Source organism: Lysobacter antibioticus HS124 (genome assembly GCF_000336385.2).
Taxonomy (GTDB): domain Bacteria; phylum Pseudomonadota; class Gammaproteobacteria; order Xanthomonadales; family Xanthomonadaceae; genus Lysobacter; species Lysobacter firmicutimachus.
On sequence record NZ_HG424498.1, the window covers coordinates 17,934 to 33,419 of the forward strand.

14 protein-coding genes and 1 pseudogene are annotated in these 15,486 nt (G+C 69.7%); 8 read left to right on the forward strand and 7 right to left on the reverse strand.

Annotated features, from left to right (window positions below; genetic code table 11):
• The first annotated feature begins 330 nt into the window (after positions 1-330).
• Entirely contained in the window at positions 331-966 is a 636-nt protein-coding gene (locus tag TX83_RS10855; protein ID WP_064747966.1) for a LysM peptidoglycan-binding domain-containing protein, read from the forward strand.
• 145 nt (positions 967-1,111) lie between these two features.
• On the opposite strand, the gene TX83_RS10860 is transcribed toward TX83_RS10855, so the two are convergent.
• Entirely contained in the window at positions 1,112-1,501 is a 390-nt protein-coding gene (locus tag TX83_RS10860; RefSeq protein ID WP_064747967.1) for a hypothetical protein, read from the reverse strand.
• A 217-nt stretch (positions 1,502-1,718) separates the two neighbouring features.
• On the opposite strand from TX83_RS10860, the gene TX83_RS10865 reads away from it, so the two are divergent.
• On the forward strand, positions 1,719-2,192 hold the full coding sequence (locus TX83_RS10865) for a DUF3574 domain-containing protein (RefSeq protein WP_064747968.1): 474 nt from the start codon (positions 1,719-1,721) through the stop codon (positions 2,190-2,192).
• A 21-nt stretch (positions 2,193-2,213) separates the two neighbouring features.
• Here TX83_RS10865 and TX83_RS10870 read toward each other — a convergent pair whose 3' ends face one another.
• The 3 genes from TX83_RS10870 to TX83_RS10880 all read right to left on the reverse strand — a co-directional run bounded on the left by TX83_RS10870 (position 2,214) and on the right by TX83_RS10880 (position 4,742).
• The gene (locus TX83_RS10870; protein WP_064747969.1) at positions 2,214-2,468 is read right to left on the reverse strand and encodes a DUF2164 domain-containing protein; all 255 of its coding nucleotides are present in this window, start codon (positions 2,466-2,468) and stop codon (positions 2,214-2,216) included.
• Between the two features lie 41 nt (positions 2,469-2,509).
• Positions 2,510-3,241 (reverse strand): MOSC domain-containing protein, encoded by a 732-nt coding sequence (locus tag TX83_RS10875; protein WP_064747970.1) that lies wholly within the window; start codon positions 3,239-3,241, stop codon positions 2,510-2,512.
• Positions 3,242-3,362: 121 nt separating this feature from the next.
• Entirely contained in the window at positions 3,363-4,742 is a 1,380-nt protein-coding gene (locus tag TX83_RS10880) for an OmpP1/FadL family transporter (RefSeq protein ID WP_064747971.1), read from the reverse strand.
• 267 nt (positions 4,743-5,009) lie between these two features.
• Here TX83_RS10880 and TX83_RS10885 point away from each other — a divergent pair, with 267 nt between their 5' ends.
• Both TX83_RS10885 and TX83_RS10890 read left to right on the forward strand, forming a co-directional pair.
• The gene (locus TX83_RS10885; protein ID WP_064747982.1) at positions 5,010-5,705 is read left to right on the forward strand and encodes a rhomboid family intramembrane serine protease; all 696 of its coding nucleotides are present in this window, start codon (positions 5,010-5,012) and stop codon (positions 5,703-5,705) included.
• Positions 5,706-5,922: 217 nt separating this feature from the next.
• On the forward strand, positions 5,923-6,240 hold the full coding sequence (locus TX83_RS10890) for a DUF1820 family protein (RefSeq protein ID WP_064747972.1): 318 nt from the start codon (positions 5,923-5,925) through the stop codon (positions 6,238-6,240).
• A 111-nt stretch (positions 6,241-6,351) separates the two neighbouring features.
• Here TX83_RS10890 and TX83_RS10895 read toward each other — a convergent pair.
• From TX83_RS10895 to gpmI, 3 genes and pseudogenes are all read right to left on the reverse strand, one after another.
• A pseudogene (locus TX83_RS10895) lies at positions 6,352-7,707 on the reverse strand (S41 family peptidase); the annotation flags it as partial.
• 310 nt (positions 7,708-8,017) lie between these two features.
• Positions 8,018-9,280 carry a peptidoglycan DD-metalloendopeptidase family protein gene (locus tag TX83_RS10900; protein ID WP_186442579.1) on the reverse strand — a complete coding sequence of 421 codons (1,263 nt, stop codon included), beginning with the start codon at positions 9,278-9,280 and terminating at the stop codon, positions 8,018-8,020.
• Complete coding sequence (gene gpmI / locus TX83_RS10905; protein ID WP_064747974.1) at positions 9,280-10,815, reverse strand: 2,3-bisphosphoglycerate-independent phosphoglycerate mutase; 1,536 nt, start codon at positions 10,813-10,815, stop codon at positions 9,280-9,282. The genes TX83_RS10900 and gpmI overlap by 1 nt, the downstream gene beginning before the upstream one ends.
• A gap of 248 nt (positions 10,816-11,063) precedes the next feature.
• Between gpmI and TX83_RS10910 the strand changes: the two genes are divergently transcribed.
• The 4 genes from TX83_RS10910 to TX83_RS10925 all read left to right on the forward strand — a co-directional run bounded on the left by TX83_RS10910 (position 11,064) and on the right by TX83_RS10925 (position 14,943).
• A complete protein-coding gene (locus TX83_RS10910) occupies positions 11,064-11,732 on the forward strand; it encodes a hypothetical protein (protein ID WP_064747975.1) in 669 nt (222 codons plus the stop codon).
• Positions 11,733-11,889: 157 nt separating this feature from the next.
• Positions 11,890-13,650 (forward strand): M28 family metallopeptidase, encoded by a 1,761-nt coding sequence (locus TX83_RS10915; RefSeq protein ID WP_064747976.1) that lies wholly within the window; start codon positions 11,890-11,892, stop codon positions 13,648-13,650.
• Positions 13,651-13,790: 140 nt separating this feature from the next.
• Positions 13,791-14,189: an MAPEG family protein gene (locus TX83_RS10920; RefSeq protein ID WP_064747977.1), complete on the forward strand. Its 399-nt coding sequence runs from the start codon at positions 13,791-13,793 to the stop codon at positions 14,187-14,189.
• A gap of 43 nt (positions 14,190-14,232) precedes the next feature.
• Complete coding sequence (locus TX83_RS10925; RefSeq protein WP_064747978.1) at positions 14,233-14,943, forward strand: 2OG-Fe dioxygenase family protein; 711 nt, start codon at positions 14,233-14,235, stop codon at positions 14,941-14,943.
• The last annotated feature ends 543 nt before the right edge of the window (positions 14,944-15,486 follow it).

The window sequence follows — 15,486 nt, forward strand, 5'->3', positions numbered from 1 at the left end:
GCCGCGACAACCGCAGCGATGTGCGCGAGCGCGGCATCCGAAGCGCTGGAGCATCGAGCGCGAGTGGTTTCGACGCGCTTCGGATGCTGCGCTTACGTGCGTCGCTGCGGTTGGTCGCGGCTCACGCCGCTCCTACAGGAACCTGCCGCCCAGATACGCGCCGCACGCGAACGTTCGTTTCGTGCGCGCGATCGCATTGCGCTGCTCGGGCGCGCCCTAGCTAGGGCACGCCCCGGCTGTCGCACGCCGCCGCTGCGCAGGACACTCGCCCGCAGACGCAGTCAGGGGGCTGCTCTCCGCATCCGGCACACGCTCGACGGGAGAGTCACCATGATCCACAACATCGTCCGCGGCGACACGTTGTCCGACATCGCCCTGCTGTTCCAGACCACGGTCGAACGGCTGATGTCGCTCAACGACCAGATCCAGAATCGCGACCTGATCTTCGCCGGCGACACCCTCCGGCTAGACGGGTTGAGCGAGGGGCGCGGCGACGGCCGCATCGACACCGACAATCGCGTCGATACCGACACCCGGGTCGACACCGGCCGCGGCAACGCCGCCGACATCGCCAAGCGCTTCCTCGGCCGCGACGCCAGCGACCTCAAGCGCAGCGGCGAGATTCCGATGAACCCGAACGTGCCCAGCGACGTGTGCTGCGCCAACTTCGTCACCGCCTGCCTGCAGAAGGCCGGCGCGATCGACTGGCACACCGACTCGGTGGTCAATCTGCGCGACCGCCTCATCGGCGAAGGCTGGAAGCGCGTCGACGTCAGCCAGGCCAAGCCCGGCGACGTGGTGATCATGCAGAACGCGAGGCAATCGCATACCGTGCTGTTCGCCGGCCTCGACGCCAACGGCAAACCGCAGTTCATCGGCTCCAACAACCGCAACGCCGACGGCACCCAGGAAATCAGTTGGGGCGGGGCCAGCGGCGATTGGTACATCCTGTCCAGGCCGCGCTGAGCGCAAAATCCACGCTAGCCGCGCCGAGCGCGATCCGCGCGCGGCATCCGCTGCCCGCGTTGCAAGCGACGCCGCAGCGCGGCGCCGGCGCGGCGTCCGCAAAGCCTCCTCCGGCCGGCGCGGCCCCACGGCGCGAAACGCTCGCTCAATAGCCGAACAGGCTCGCCGGCGCGCCGAATTCCTGCGGCCACGACTCCCAGGCCACGTCCCCGGGCGCGACCGCCTGCGCGACCAGGCGCCACGGCCCCTGCTCGTCGCGCTTGAACAAGGCGGCATAGCGCTCCGACATCGCCCCGGCGGCGGCTTGCTCGGCGTATTCGCTGCGCTTCCAATCGATGCGGCTGCCGTCCGGCGTACGCATGCGCGAGAGCAGGAAGGCCCAATCGCCCAGGCGGTCGAGGCGATCGACCTGCAGCTGCAGCGGCAGGCCGACCGCCTGCTCGGCGCGCGGCTGCGCCGTCGCCAGCAAATGCGCGTAGTCGGCGTCGCCGGGCTGCAGGGCCTGCAATTGGATCTGCGCGAAAGAAGTGCTCATGAGCGCTCCCAGACTGAGGAACACGAACGCAGGCGGCGCGAAGGCATGCCGGAGGCGCGGTCCGCAGGCGCCGCGCGCGGTTCGAATCGAATCCGCAGGTTAGGCCGGCATCGCGTACGCACCTGCGACGGCCATCGCAGATACGCCGTGCCGCGACCGGCATATCTGCGCGGTTCATCCTGGCAAGATGGCGCCATCGCCGCTATCCGATGCCGTGATGCCGTCCATCGCCGATCCCGTCACGCAGCGCTCGCCGTCCCACTGGGTCCTCGCTGCGCTCTGGTGCGCGCTGGCCGGCTGCGCCTCGCTGGCGCCGCTTCCGCTGCCGCGCGAAGCCTGCAGCGAACGCCGCGCGGACCGGTTGCTGTTCGGCATGAACAGTCCCGACGGCCCGGTGAGCGACGCGCAGTGGCAGGCCTTTCTGGCCGAAGTGGTGACGCCGCGCTTTCCCGACGGGCTGACCGTGTACCAGGCCAAGGGCCAATGGCGCGGCGCCGGCGGCGAGATCGAACAAGAGGATTCGCGCGCGATCGATCTGGTCCACGCCGACAGCGCGGACGGTCGCCGGCGTGTGGTCGAGATCGCCGAGCTGTACAAGCAGCGCTTCCGCCAGGAAGCGGTGCTGATCCTCAGCGCGCCCGCGCGCGCCTGCTTCGCCTCCGCAACCCGTGCGGATGCGCCGGCCGGCTGAACGCCGTCGCGCCGCGCGGGTTCAAGGCCGCAGTTCGGTCGGCTGTTCGAGCTGATAGCAGGCGTCGGCGAGGTCGTCGAACTTGGCCGCCAGCAACGCCTGCGCATCGCGCACGCCGCGGTTGTAGTAGTGAGCGCCGATCTGCTCGGAAACGAAGTCGAGCAGGAACTCGCCGTCGAAGCGTCCCAGCGGCTGCCCCAGTTCGCGTTCGAAGTAGCTTTGCAGCTTGCCGACCAGCAGGGCCTTTTCTTCGGCATCGAAACGGATGGCGGGCATCGTGGAGCTCGCAGGCGGGATGGCGTCGCAGTGTACGCAACTCAGCCGGCGGCCGGCCCCTCGATGCGCGAACCCCAGTCCTCGACCGCATCGCGCGCCAGCCGGTTCTCGACCAGCTTGCGCCACGACGGCACCAAGGGCAGCGCCGAGGCGGCGCGCAACTCGTCGCGGTCCAAGGTGCGCGTATACAGCAGGGTCGCCAACCGCTGCAGGCTCCATTGCGGCCACGGCCGTTCGATCAGGCTCAGGGCGTCGCCGGCCTCGGCCTCGCCGCCTTGGATCACCCGGTAGTACCAGCCGGTGCGGCCGCTGGCCTGCACCCGCCGCGCCATGTCGGCGACGCCGAAGCGGTCGTTGAGCTTCCAGCACGGCTGCCGGCCCTGGCTGACCTCCAGCACCGCGTCGCCGCAGCGATAGCGGTCGCCCAGGCATACGCTCGCCTCGTCGAGCCCGATGCTGCTGAGGTTCTCGCCGAACGCACCGGGCGCGGCCAGCAGCGCGTGCGCGCCGAGCTCCTCGCGCCATGCCGGGTAATGATCGAACGGGTAATGATGCACGGCCTTGTCCGGCCCGCCGTGCACGCGCCGGTCGCCCTGTTCGTCGCCGTCGAGTCCGTGTTCGCCGATGCGCACCCGTCCGGCGACGGCGCGCTTGTCGATCGCGCTGAGGCTGCCCGGCCGGGTGTACGGCTGCGCGCGCCCGCTCAGCCAGGCCAGCACCGGCACCGCGGCAGCGGCTTGCAGGGCGGATCGGGGTTCTGAAACGGTGTCCATGCTTGGCACGGCGACGGGCGGAAGACCCCATCCTGGCACGCGCGCAAACGAAAAACCCCGCCGAAGCGGGGCTTTTCGTTCAGCTATGCCGTTCGGACGTTCGGTCCGAACGCAGACCCGGTCAGAACTTGTACTGAGCGGCGATGCCGAACAGGTCGGCGTGGCCCTTGTAGGTACCGGTCAGGCGCGAGCCGCTGCTCGAGACCACGTCGATCTTCGGGCTGTCGATCTCGATGCGGGTGTAGGCCGCGTCGACGCTCAGGTGCTCGTTCGCGTTCCAGGTCAGGCCCAGCGAGTACAGGGTGCGATCGTTGTCCGGCAGACGCGGGGTGCGATGGTGATCGTTGGTCGGGGTCTCGTCCAGCGCGATGCCGCCGCGCAGGGTGATGGCGTCGCTGAGGTCGTACTCGGCGCCCAGCGCGTACATCATCGTGTCTTCCCACTCGAACGGCTCGCTGGTGATCGGCGTGCCGTTGGCGCGGACGATGTCGACCGACTTCAGCGAGTGCCAATCGGTCTGCTGCGCATCGAACATCATGCGGAACTGATCGGTGAACTCGTACTGCAGGCTCAGGGTGTCGACGCTCGGGGTGGTTAGCTTGGCGCCGCCCGGGCCCGAGTTGTACTGGGTGATGCCGCGCGCGGCCAGCAGCGCCGAAACGTTGGCCGGCTTGGTGAACTCGATGTTGCCTTCCAGCTCGTGATCGATCTCCGAGCGGTGCGAGTAGCCGATCGAGAACTTGTCGGTCGGCTTCCACTGCAGGCCGACGATCCAGCCCAGGCCGTAGTCGTCGCCCTTGACCTTGGCGTAGCCGTCGTTCTTCTGCGGGCCGAACGGCGCGGCGACCGGGTTCGGGGTGGTGCAGGCGGCGATGCTGACGCGGCAGATCGCCGAGCCGAAGTCGACCGCATTGGTCAGGGTGGCTTCGGCGCGCTCCCAGACCAGGCCGGCGCCGACCGAGAAGCGGTCGGTCAGGGCCAGGCCGGCGGAGAAGGTCAGGTCGATGGTCTTCACTTCCGATTCGACCGCGTGGTAGCGGCCGACCCAGTCGCGGTCGTATTCGGTCTTCAAGCCGAACGGCGCGTTCAACTGGGCGCCGAGGGTCAGCTTCTCGAACGCGCCCGACAGCGGCATCACGATCGACAGCGCCGGTACCGGCTGCGCATCGCCCGGGTCGCCGCCGTTGCCGCCGGTCAGCGGACGCGCGAGCAGGGTACCGGCCGCGGCCGAACCGCCGCCGCGGAACTTCGCGGTCAGGTCGATCACGGTCACGTCGCCGCGAATCGTCAGCGAGTCCAGGTTCACCATCGCGGCCGGGTTGTTGGTCACGACGGCGGCATCGTTCTTGGCGGTGGCGCTGCCGGCGAACGCACGGCCCTGGTTCTTGACGCTGTTTTCGCGGATCTGGAAGCCGGTCGCCCCGGCCGAACCGACGCTGATGACGCCGGCGATGCCGAGCGCGAGCGCGGTCAGGCGGGAGATGCGGTGTGAGGCTTGCATGCGTGTAGTCTCCGTTGGAGTATTTTTCGTTCTATCGCGGCGTAGAGCACGGGGCCGCGCGAGTCGGCCCGGTTCCGCCGGAAACCCCTCCCGACGTACGACGCCGTATGCACTATAGCGCGGCCATTAACCGAACGCTAACAATACGCCCAAGATCGCAAAATCGTCCGTGCAGATGTCGCAAACCCATGTATTGCGGGCGTTTTTCCGGTTTCGACCGGTGCTTCGCAAGCCTCGTCCGATGCTGAATAGGCGTCGGCCATGAGCATGTTCGTCGCCATCCCCTCACGCGAGCGCACGCGCCTGCGCTGGGCCACACCGCTGGTGTTCGCGCTGCTGTGGATCGCCTTCATCGTCTCGGCGCTGGTGCTGTCCGGACCGGAGCAACGCCGGCTGATGCTGGAGTGGGGCGCGCTGTCCGGCGGCCTGTCCAATCCGGCGCAATGGTGGGACGCCATCCGCGACGGCAGCATCCTGCGTCTGTTCAGCGCCTTGTTCCTGCATGCGGACTGGGCCCACCTGCTCGGCAATCTGGTGTTCCTGCTGATCTTCGGCTTGCCGGCCGAGCGCGCGATGGGGCCGTGGCGGCTGCTGGCGCTGTTCCTGTTCGGCGGCGCGGTGGCCAACCTGGCCGCAGTGCTGGCGATCGGCACGCCGGACCGCCTGATCATCGGCGCCAGCGGCGCGGTATCGGCGCTGATCGGCGCCTATCTGGCGCTGTTCCCCAGCGCCAAGCTCGGCGTGGTGGTGCCGCTGGGCGTGTTCCTGCAGTTCGTGAAAGTGCCGGCGCCGCTGCTAATCGGCGTGTGGGCCCTGCTGCAAGTGGTGTTCACCTTCATCGGCCCGGCCTTCGGCGCCGTCGCCTGGTCCGCCCACCTCGCCGGTTTCGCCTTCGGCGGCGCCTTCGCTCTGATCGCCCGCGCCGGCATCGCCCGGCGGCTGCGGCGCAAGCGGGGGTATTGAGGGCTGGGATTCGGGATTGGGGATTCGGGATTCGTCAAAGCCAAGGCACCATCGCCGCCGTTGCTTTTGCTCTTGCCAATCCCGAATCCCCAATCCCCAATCCCCGCTCTGCGGACCCCGATCGCCCTTGAGTTTCCCTGCGGCAACCCCACGCTAATCAAGCAACGACGCCGCGCATTTGCCGACCCCGAATCCCCAATCCCGAAGCTCCGCTGCAATGGCCACGCTCTACAAAATCACCTTCCTCAACGCCGGCAAGATCTACGAGCTGTACGCGCGCAAGATCGCCTCGGGCAACCTGTGGGGTTTCACCGAGGTCAGCGAATTGGTGTTCGATCTGCACGAAGGCCTGGTGGTCGATCCGACCGAGGAGCGGTTGCGCGACGAGTTCGGCAATACCCGCGTGCTGCATCTGCCGATGCAGAGCATCGTGCGCATCGAGGAAGTCGAGCGCAAAGGCCAGTCGGCGATCCGCGACGCCGCGACCGGCGAGAAGGTGGTCACGCCGTTCCCGTTGCCGGCCAAGCCGCGCTGAGGGCGCGCTCGCGCAGGCAAGAAAAAACCCGGCCGAGGCCGGGTTTTTCGTTCGCGGGGGCGAATGCGCTCAGCGTCGCGCCGTGCCGCCGGCATCGGCCACCGGCTTGGGCGCCGCCGGCTTCTTGAGTTCGGCCAGGGCCGCGGCGATCGGCGCCTCGCCTTCCAGCACTTCGCCGGCGTTGCTGCCGGGCGCGTCTTCCTCGTCGCCGTGCAGATGGCCCGGCAAGGTCGCTTCCGTGTAACTCGGGCGTTCATCGCCGTCGCGCTTGGCCGCGCGCACCACCACGTCGGGCACGATGCCCAGGGCCTGGATCGATTTGCCGCTGGGGGTGTAATAGCGCGCGGTGGTGAGCTTGACCGAGTCGCCGTTGTCCAGCGGCAGCACGGTCTGCACCGAGCCCTTGCCGAAGGTGCGGCTGCCGATCACGCGCGCGCGGCCGTTGTCGCGCAGCGCGCCGGCCAGCACTTCCGAGGCGCTGGCCGAACCGGCGTCGACCAGCACCACCAGCGGCGCGCCGTCGAGGCGGTCGCCCGGGGTCGCGCCGAACTCGGCGTCGCTGATCGCGATGCGGCCGCGGGTGCTGACGATCTTGCCCTTCTCCAGCAGGTCGTCGGCGATCTGCACCGCCGAGGTCAGCAGGCCGCCCGGATTGCTGCGCAGATCGATCACCAGGCCGCGCAGCTTGCCGCCGGCCTGGGCCTTGAGCTTCTCCAGCTGGGTTTCGAAGTCGGCCGCGGTATCGGCCTGGAACGCGGCGACGCGCAGGTAGCCGTAACCGGGTTCGAGCATGCGGCTCTTCACGCTGGCCACGCGGATGGTCTCGCGCACCACGGTCAGGTCGAAGGGCTTGTCGCGCCCTTCGCGCACGATGGTCAGCACCACCTTGCTGCCCGGCGCGCCGCGCAGCGGGCCGGAGTTGTCGCCTTCGTCGACTTTGAACGGCTTGCCGTCGATCGCGGTGATCACGTCGCCGGCCTTGATGCCGGCGCGCGCGGCCGGCGTGTCGTCGATCGGCGAAATCACCCGCAGGCTGCCGTCGGGCTGGCGCTGCAATTCCACGCCGATGCCGTCGTAGGCGCCGCGCGATTGCTCGTCGAAATCTTCGGCCGCGACCTTGTCCAGATAGACGCTGTGCGGATCCAGGTCGAACAGTAAGCCGCGGATCGCCGAGTGCATCAGCTTGGCGTCGTCGACCGGTTCGACATAGGCCTGTTTGACCGCGTTGTACACGGCGACGTAGCGGCGGATCTCCTCGATCGGCACCTTCGATTCGCTGTCCTCGCCCTTGCCGGCGGCGGTTTTTTTCTTGGACGGCGCTTCGCCGGCCGGCGCCGGCGCTTGCGGCTGACCGGTTTCGCTCGCCGGCGGCGCCGGCTTGGCCGGCGGGTCCTGCGCCCACGCCGGTACGGCGCCGAGCGCCAGGGCGAGCGGAAGCAGACTACGCAGGGGGTGACGCAAAGACATGCACGACGCTCCGGACAGCGGAATGGGGGTTGGCCTCGCGCCCGCCGCGCACGGCGGGCCGGGTACCTGGCTACGACCGCGTGCGGCGGGCGCAGGTTCCATGGCCTATCTGCGCACGTTAAGCCGCGCGCGCGCAAGCTTTCGTTAACCCAATACCGGTTCGTTCAGAGCCGCCGCGGCGCGGGCATGCGCCGCCCGCGGGTCGCCCGCGCAAGTGCTTGATCCGGCGCCGGCGAACTCGAGCGCGGCCCGCTCGGCATCGTCCCGGGCGGTTCGGGCGGGACGGCCCCGACCTCGCCCGAAACCGTGGTCAGCGTCGCAGCCAGGCGTTGGGATTGACCGGCTGACCGCCGCGGCGCAACTCGAAGTACAGCGCCGGCCGGCCGTGGCCGCCGGAGCTGCCGACCGTGGCGATCGCGTCGCCGCGCTTGACCGCAGCGCCGGCATCCTTGAGCAGGGCGTCGTTGTTGGCGTACAGGCTCATGTAGCCGTTGCCGTGGTCGACGATCAGCAGCAGGCCGTAGCCGGTCATCCACTCCGAGTACACCACCGTGCCGTCGCCGACCGCCTTGACCGTGGCCCCGGCCGGCGCGCCGATCAGCAGGCCTTCGCTGCTGCGGCCGTCGGGCATGGTGCCGCCGAAGCCGGCCAGCAGGGCGCCGGACACCGGCCACCCCAAACCGCCCACCTGCGGCGGTGGCGCCTTGGCCACTTCGATCGGCGGCTTGCGCGGCGCGCGCGGCGGCGCGGGCTTGCCGGCGGCGGCGGCCGCAGCGGCGGCCTTGGCCTCGCGCGCTTCGCGTTCGGCGCGGGCCTTGGCGGCGGCGCGGCGTTGCGCCTCGGCGCGGGCCGCGGCAGCGCGCAGCTTGGCCAGCAGTTGCTCCAGGCCCTTGGCGTCGCGGCCGAGTTCGCGCTCGCGGTCGCTGCGGTCCTGGTACTTCTCGTTGATCTGCGCCACCAGGCTGGCGCGTTCTTTGCGATCGCGCTGCAGCTGGCCGAGTTGGTCGCGCTGCTGCTTGCGGGTGCTGTCCAGGGCCTGGCGGCGTTCGACGATCTCGCGCTCCAGCGCATCGAGTTCGCGCAACTGCGCCGACAGCTCGGCGATGCGCCGCGCGCGATCGCGCTGCACGTAGCCGTGATAGGCGAGCACGCGACCGCTGTCGGCGACCTTGTCCTGCGACAGCAGCAGTTTCAGCGGCGCGTCGTTGCCCTGCGCATAGGCGGCGCGCAGCAGCTGCGCGAGTTCCTTGCGCTGCGAGCCGAGCTTGGCGTTGAGCCCGTCGCGCCGGGTCTGCAGATCCTTCAGTGCGGTCTGCTCGCGCGCGAGCCGGGACTCGGTCTCGCGCAGCACTCGGTTGGAATGGCCGACTTTCTCGTCGGCCTCGCGCAAGCGGAGCGAGGCGTCGCCGCGCTGGCCTTCGAGCTTGCGCCGTTCGGCCGCGACCGACTTGAGCTCGTTCTTGACCTTTTCCAGCTTGCGCTCGGCGTCGCGGCTGGTGTTCTGCCCGGCCGCGGACGCGGCCAGCGCGACCGTCAGGCCGACCGCCAACAGCAGCGCGCGCCGCAGCCGCATCATCCGGCCAACAGGCTCTGTCCGCTCATCTCCGCCGGCTGTTCGAGGCCGAGCAGATCGAGCATGGTCGGGGCGACGTCGCGCAGGGCGCCGCCGCTGCGCAGGGCCGCCTTGCGCGGACCGACGTAGACCAGCGGCACCGGGCCGACGGTGTGCGCGGTATGCGGCTGGCCGGTGTCCGGGTCGCGCATCATTTCCAGGTTGCCGTGATCGGCGGTGATCAGGAGCGCGCCGCCGGTCTCGCGCACCGCCGCGGCGACCGCGCCGATCGCCACGTCGACCGCTTCGGCGGCGCGGATCGCCGCGCCGAGATCGCCGGTGTGGCCGACCATGTCCGGGTTGGCGATGTTGCACACGGCAACGTCGAACTCGCCCGAGCGGATCGCCGCGGTCAGTTGCGCGGTCACTTCCGGGCAGCTCATTTCCGGCTGGAGATCGTAGGTGGCGACCTTCGGGCTGGGCACCAGGATGCGGCGCTCGCCGGCATAGGGCTCTTCGCGCCCGCCGCTGAAGAAGAAGGTGACGTGCGCGTACTTCTCGGTCTCGGCGATGCGCAGTTGGGTCAGGCCGCGCTCGGCCAGCAGTTCGCCCAGCGTGTTGCGCAGCTCGTCCGGGGCGAACGCGACCGGCGCCGGCAACTTGGCGTCGTACTCGGTCAGGCAGACGTAGCGCGACAGCGCCGGCCGGCGCGCGTGGTAGCCGTCGAAACCCGGATCGACGAACGCGGCGGTAAGCTGGCGCGCGCGGTCGGCGCGGAAGTTCATGTACACCACCGCATCGCCGTCGGCGATCGGCGTGGCGGCGCCGATCACGGTCGGCGCGACGAATTCGTCGGTCTCGCCGCGCGCGTAGGCCGCCTCCAGCGCCTCCAGCGCGGTCGCGGCGCGGTGCTCGGCGTCGGCTTCGACGATCGCGTTCCACGCCCGCAACTGGCGATCCCAGCGCTTGTCGCGGTCCATGGCGAAATACCGTCCGCTGACCGAAGCGATGTGCGCGTTACCGACCCGCTCGCAGGCCTGCTGCAGCCGCTCCAGGCTCGGCGCGGCCGACTTCGGCGGCATGTCGCGGCCGTCGAGGAAAGCATGCACGGCGACCCGGCCCACGCCTTCGCGGCGGGCCAGTTCGAGCATGGCGAAGATGTGCTGTTCGTGACTGTGCACGCCGCCCGGCGACAGCAGGCCCATCACATGCAGGGTGCCGCCGGCCTCGCGCGCCGCGGCGCAGGCGGCGCGCAGCTCGGCATTGGCGTAGAAGCTGCCGTCCTCGATCGCCGCGTCGATGCGGGTCAGGTCTTGGTAGACGATGCGGCCGGCGCCTAGATTCATGTGGCCGACTTCGGAATTGCCCATCTGCCCGTCCGGCAGGCCGACGTGGCGGCCTTCGGTGTGGATCAGGGTGTGCGGCTCGCTGGCCAGCAGCGCGCGCCAGTTCGGCAGCTCGGCCTGGGCCAGGGCGTTGTCGGCCGGATCGTCGCGATGGCCCCAACCGTCGAGAATCAACAGCACTACGGGCTTGGGGCGGGAAGTCGCTGGCACGTCGGGATTCCTATGACTTGGGGCAGGGGCCGCCGCGGGCGGGCCCTGCGATTGTAGCGAAGCGGACGATGAAGCCCGAACAACCGGCGCCGGCGCGGCGCGAAGCGGCCGAGGCGCACGCAAGTGCTTGATCGGGGCCGAATCCGGGCCGCGCCGCCGCTGCGCCAGGCGCCGACCGGCGCCGGGCTTAAACCGATGCCCCGATCGCCGCATCCCAGTACCTGTCCATCAGCCAAACGGAATACGCCATGACCCGTAACCGCCTCACTCTCGCCCTGTCGGTCCTGATCGCCCTGTCCTCGCCGCTGGCCGCCGCGCAGGAAGGGATCAGCAAGGTCAACGGCAGCATCGATGTCGACGCCGGTCAGCAGCGCGGCAATCTGGAGACCGTGAACGGCAGCATCAAAGTCGGCGACAACGCCCGCGTGGGCAGCGCCGAGACCGTCAACGGCAGCATCCACGTCGGCGCCGGCAGCCAGACCGGCGGCCTGGAAACCGTCAACGGCAGCATCCGCCTCGGCGCCAAGACCACCGCCAGCAGCGACCTGGAGACCGTCAACGGCGGCATCTTCGTCGACCGCGGCGGCGCCGTGAGCGGCGACATCGAGACCGTCAACGGCGCCATCGGCCTGGTCGACGCCGACGTCAGCGGCGGCATCGAGACGGTCAACGGCGACGTCACCGTCGGCGTGGACTCGCACGTGCGCGGCGGCATCAAGTACACCAAGCCGCGCGGCAACTTCCTGCCCAAGCCGCAGCGCGACCCGCGCGTGGTGATCGGCCCGAACGCGCGCGTCGACGGCCCGCTGGTGTTCGAGCGCAAGGTCCAGCTGTACGTGCACGCGAGCGCCAAGACCGGTCCGATCACCGGCGCCACCGCGATCGCCTTCAACACCCCGACGCCCCCGGCGCAGTAAGCCTTGCCCGCCCGCGTCCGGCGTCTGCGATCCGAGCGCAGGCGCCGGACGCCGGGCTTTCGGCCGCGCGCGTCCGCAAGAAGGCGCCGCTGCGACCATTGCCCCTAGAATGGACCTCCGCCATTTCCGGCCCTGCGCGGCCGTCCCTGGAGGTCCGATGTCGCAAAACCGAACTTCGCTTCTCACCGCCGCCTCGCTGGTGGCCGCCACGCTGGCGTTGTCGGCGTGCAAGCGGCCCCCGGCCGAACAGGCCCCCGCCGGCACGGATGCCCCCACCCCGTCCGCCGCTGCCGATCACGCCTTCGACGGCGCGATCCATCCGGCCGATTTCGCCCAGCACGTCAAAACCCTGGCGTCCGACGAATTCGAGGGCCGCGCGCCCGGCAGCCCCGGCGAGGAAAAGACGGTCCAGTACCTGGAAGCGCAGTTCAAGCGCCTGGGCCTCAAGCCCGGCAACGGCGACAGCTATTTCCAGACCGTGCCGATGGTGGAGACCACCGCCGACGAGAACACGGTGCTCAAGCTCGAGGTCAAGGGCCAACCGCGCGAGCTGAAGTTCGGCACCGACATGGTGATCGGCACCCGCACCGGCCAGCCCGAGGTCAAGCTCGAGGCCAGCGACCTGGTCTTCGTCGGCTACGGCGTCAACGCGTCGGAACAGCAGTGGAACGATTACGCCGGCGTCGACGTCAAGGGCAAGACGGTGGTGATGTTCGTCAACGACCCCGGTTTCCACGGCCAGGACGCGACCCTGTTCGAGGGTCGGCGCATGACCTACTACGGCCGCTGGACCTACAAGTTCGAAGAGGCCGCGCGCCAGGGCGCCGCCGCGGCGCTGATCATTCACGACGACGCCGGCGCCTCCTACGGCTGGGACGTGGTGCGCAACTCCTGGTCCGGCGCGCAGTTCGACCTGCCGGCCAAGGACGATCCCGAACCGCGCCTGCCGGTGCAGGGCTGGATCGGGCAAGAGGTCGCACGCAAGCTGCTGGCCGACCTCGGCCAGGACCTGGACGCGCTGTACCAGGCCGCCGGCAAGCGCGGCTTCAAGCCGATCCCGCTGCAGGCCAAGGCCTCGGCCGAGCTGAAGAGCCGGATCAGCGAGAAGTCCTCCCGCAACGTGGTCGCGCGCCTGGACGGCGCCAAGCGTCCGGACGAAACCGTCGTCTACATGGCGCACTGGGACCACCTCGGCCATCACACCGGCGAAGGCGGCCACGAAGGCCACGACGCCCAGCCCAAGGGCGAAGGCCACGACACCATCTACAACGGCGCGATCGACAACGCCTCCGGCGTGGCCGGCATCCTGGAGATCGCCGAAGCCTTCAGCAAGCAGCAGCCGCCGCCGGACCGCTCGCTGCTGTTCCTGGCGGTGACGCTGGAAGAGTCCGGCCTGCTCGGCTCCAAGTACTACGTCGCCCATCCGACCGTGCCGCTGGCCAAGACCGTGGCGGTGATCAACCTCGACGCCATGCCGATCATCGGCAAGGCACGCGACATGACCGTGGTCGGCTTCGGCAGCTCCGAGCTGGAAGACCTGCTCAAGACCGTCGCCGACGGCCAGGGCCGCGTGCTGCACGCCGAGGCCACGCCGCAGGACGGTTTCTACTTCCGCTCCGATCACTTCAACTTCGCCAAGGCCGGCGTGCCGGCGCTGTACGCCAAGGGCGGCGACGACCTGCTCGAAGGCGGAACCGACGCCGGCCGCAAGGCCCAGGTCGATTACCGCGACAACCGCTACCACAAGCCGGCCGACCAGTTCGATCCGAACTGGAAGCTCGACGGCGTGGTCCAGGACCTGGACGCGCTGTATCAGGTCGGCAAGACCCTGGCCGGCAACGAGCAGTGGCCGAACTGGTACGAAGGCAATGCTTTCCGCGCCGCGCACGACAAGCTGAAGGCCGCGCCGGCGCCCTGAGCCGGCCCGTCCCGTGCGGCCGGGCGCTTCGTACCGGCCGCACGGGCAAACCGAAACGACGACGGCGCCCGTGGGCGCCGTGGTTTTTTCCGCTAGGCTGATGCGGTCGCCGCGGCCGTGGCCGGCCCGAAGGATCGCGCATGTTGACCATGTCCACCGCTTACTGGTGCCTGCTGATCGCGGCCTTGCTGCCGTATCTGTGGACAGCGGTCGCCAAGGCCAGCGGCCAACGCTACGACAACCGCGATCCGCGCGGCTGGCAGGCGCGCCAGGACAATCCGCGTTCGATCGCCGCCTCCGCCGCGCATCTCAACGCCTTCGAGGCCTTCGCTCCGTTCGCCGCCGGCGTGATTGGCGCGCGGATGAACGGGGTGGCGACCGAGTGGATCGCCGTACTGTCCCTGGCGTTCGTCGTCTTCCGCGTTCTCCACGGCGCGTTCTATATCGCCCGCAAGCCGGCGTTGCGCAGTGTGGCCTGGGCGCTGGGCTTCGTTTGCGCGGTCGCGCTGTTGGTCCTGGCCGCGCTGGCCGCGACCTGAACCGACATTCCCTTTCCTCCGCGGCAGGAACTGACGTTCGCTCATGCTGGACTTGGCGCTGCAAGAAGACCATTTCGCTTTCGTCGGCGCCGGGGTGATGCGCGCCCTGCTGGAGCGCTATCGCCCGCTCGAGGACTGGCAAGGCTTCGCCGACAGTTGGAACGACCTGGCGGCCGATCCGTACCTCGCTCGGGTCGGCCTGCACCGGCGTCGCCGCCACGCGGTGTTCGCCGCCGGCGCGCAAGGCCCGATCCGGCGCCAGCCGCATCAGCCGCATTACCAAAGCCGCGATTACAACAATCTGCAGGGCGGCATCGCGCGCGAGTTCCAGCCGATCGAAGACCGCATCGCCGAAGGCGCCACTCTGCGCACCGTGCTGGAGTTCAGCCGCGATCTGTTCGCCGGCCTGTCGCCGCAGACGTCGCAGTGGCGCATCGAAGTGCATCAATTCCGGATCGAGGCGCGGGCCGATGCCGCCGGTCAACCGACCCCGGAGGGCGTGCACCGCGACGGCGTCGACTATGTTCTGGTGCTGCTGATCGACCGCCACAACATCAGCAGCGGCACGACCAGCTTCCACCTCGCCGACGGCACCGAGATCGGCAGCTTCACCCTGACCCGCCCGCTCGACGCCGCCCTGGCCGCCGACCGCCACGTCTACCACGGCGTCACCGCAGTCGCACCGCTGGACCCGGACCGGCCGGCCTGGCGCGACGTGCTGGTGGTGACCTTCGTCGCCGCGCCGCAGGCCTGATCCGGTCCGCGTTGCGATGCTCGGTTCCCGGCGCCGACGCGGCCGCGCCCGTTGGCGATGGCATGAAGCCGCGACCCAGGCCCATGAAACACAGCGCCGCGGCCGCTGAGCGAACCCGCGCCGTGTCGTGCGCCTGCAACGCTGCCGGAAACCTCACCTGGATACCGGCGTGAGTCTTCGCCCCCGATCGGTCGCGAAACCCACGGATCTGCTGCGCTCGCCGAGGTCGCGACTGGGGCGCTCTGGCCATTCCCATCTCATGCCCGCGTAGCGCCCCCGGGTCCGGATTCACTGCACGTCCGCACCGCGCCGATGAAGGCGTGAATGGCGATGAAATCGTCCACCGCATCGACGACACGCCCGCCGAAGCCGCCGAACCTGGCGGCTGAAGCGGCGCGAACGCCTCATCGTAGCGGTCGGCGACCGCGCCCAGCTCCCCCTCCTCCTGGCGTGCATCCGTCCAAAGTCGGTGATCGCTGGCGAGCGCGCTGCGTCGGCGCCGCCCCGGGTCGATCGTCTTGAAGCGGCCAAACTGATTGCGAG

What these genes read in the sequence shown, in the direction of transcription:
- TX83_RS10875 (WP_064747970.1), bottom strand. Translation starts at nt 3,241, where the DNA reads ATGGACACCGTTTCAGAACCCCGATCCGCCCTGCAAGCCGCTGCCGCG.
- TX83_RS10870 (WP_064747969.1), bottom strand. Translation starts at nt 2,468, where the DNA reads ATGCCCGCCATCCGTTTCGATGCCGAAGAAAAGGCCCTGCTGGTCGGC.
- TX83_RS10865 (WP_064747968.1), top strand. Translation starts at nt 1,719, where the DNA reads ATGCCGTCCATCGCCGATCCCGTCACGCAGCGCTCGCCGTCCCACTGG.
- TX83_RS10925 (WP_064747978.1), top strand. Translation starts at nt 14,233, where the DNA reads ATGCTGGACTTGGCGCTGCAAGAAGACCATTTCGCTTTCGTCGGCGCC.
- TX83_RS10900 (WP_186442579.1), bottom strand. Translation starts at nt 9,280, where the DNA reads ATGCGGCTGCGGCGCGCGCTGCTGTTGGCGGTCGGCCTGACGGTCGCG.
- TX83_RS10855 (WP_064747966.1), top strand. Translation starts at nt 331, where the DNA reads ATGATCCACAACATCGTCCGCGGCGACACGTTGTCCGACATCGCCCTG.
- TX83_RS10915 (WP_064747976.1), top strand. Translation starts at nt 11,890, where the DNA reads ATGTCGCAAAACCGAACTTCGCTTCTCACCGCCGCCTCGCTGGTGGCC.
- TX83_RS10860 (WP_064747967.1), bottom strand. Translation starts at nt 1,501, where the DNA reads ATGAGCACTTCTTTCGCGCAGATCCAATTGCAGGCCCTGCAGCCCGGC.
- TX83_RS10920 (WP_064747977.1), top strand. Translation starts at nt 13,791, where the DNA reads ATGTTGACCATGTCCACCGCTTACTGGTGCCTGCTGATCGCGGCCTTG.
- TX83_RS10880 (WP_064747971.1), bottom strand. Translation starts at nt 4,742, where the DNA reads ATGCAAGCCTCACACCGCATCTCCCGCCTGACCGCGCTCGCGCTCGGC.
- TX83_RS10910 (WP_064747975.1), top strand. Translation starts at nt 11,064, where the DNA reads ATGACCCGTAACCGCCTCACTCTCGCCCTGTCGGTCCTGATCGCCCTG.
- TX83_RS10890 (WP_064747972.1), top strand. Translation starts at nt 5,923, where the DNA reads ATGGCCACGCTCTACAAAATCACCTTCCTCAACGCCGGCAAGATCTAC.
- TX83_RS10885 (WP_064747982.1), top strand. Translation starts at nt 5,010, where the DNA reads ATGTTCGTCGCCATCCCCTCACGCGAGCGCACGCGCCTGCGCTGGGCC.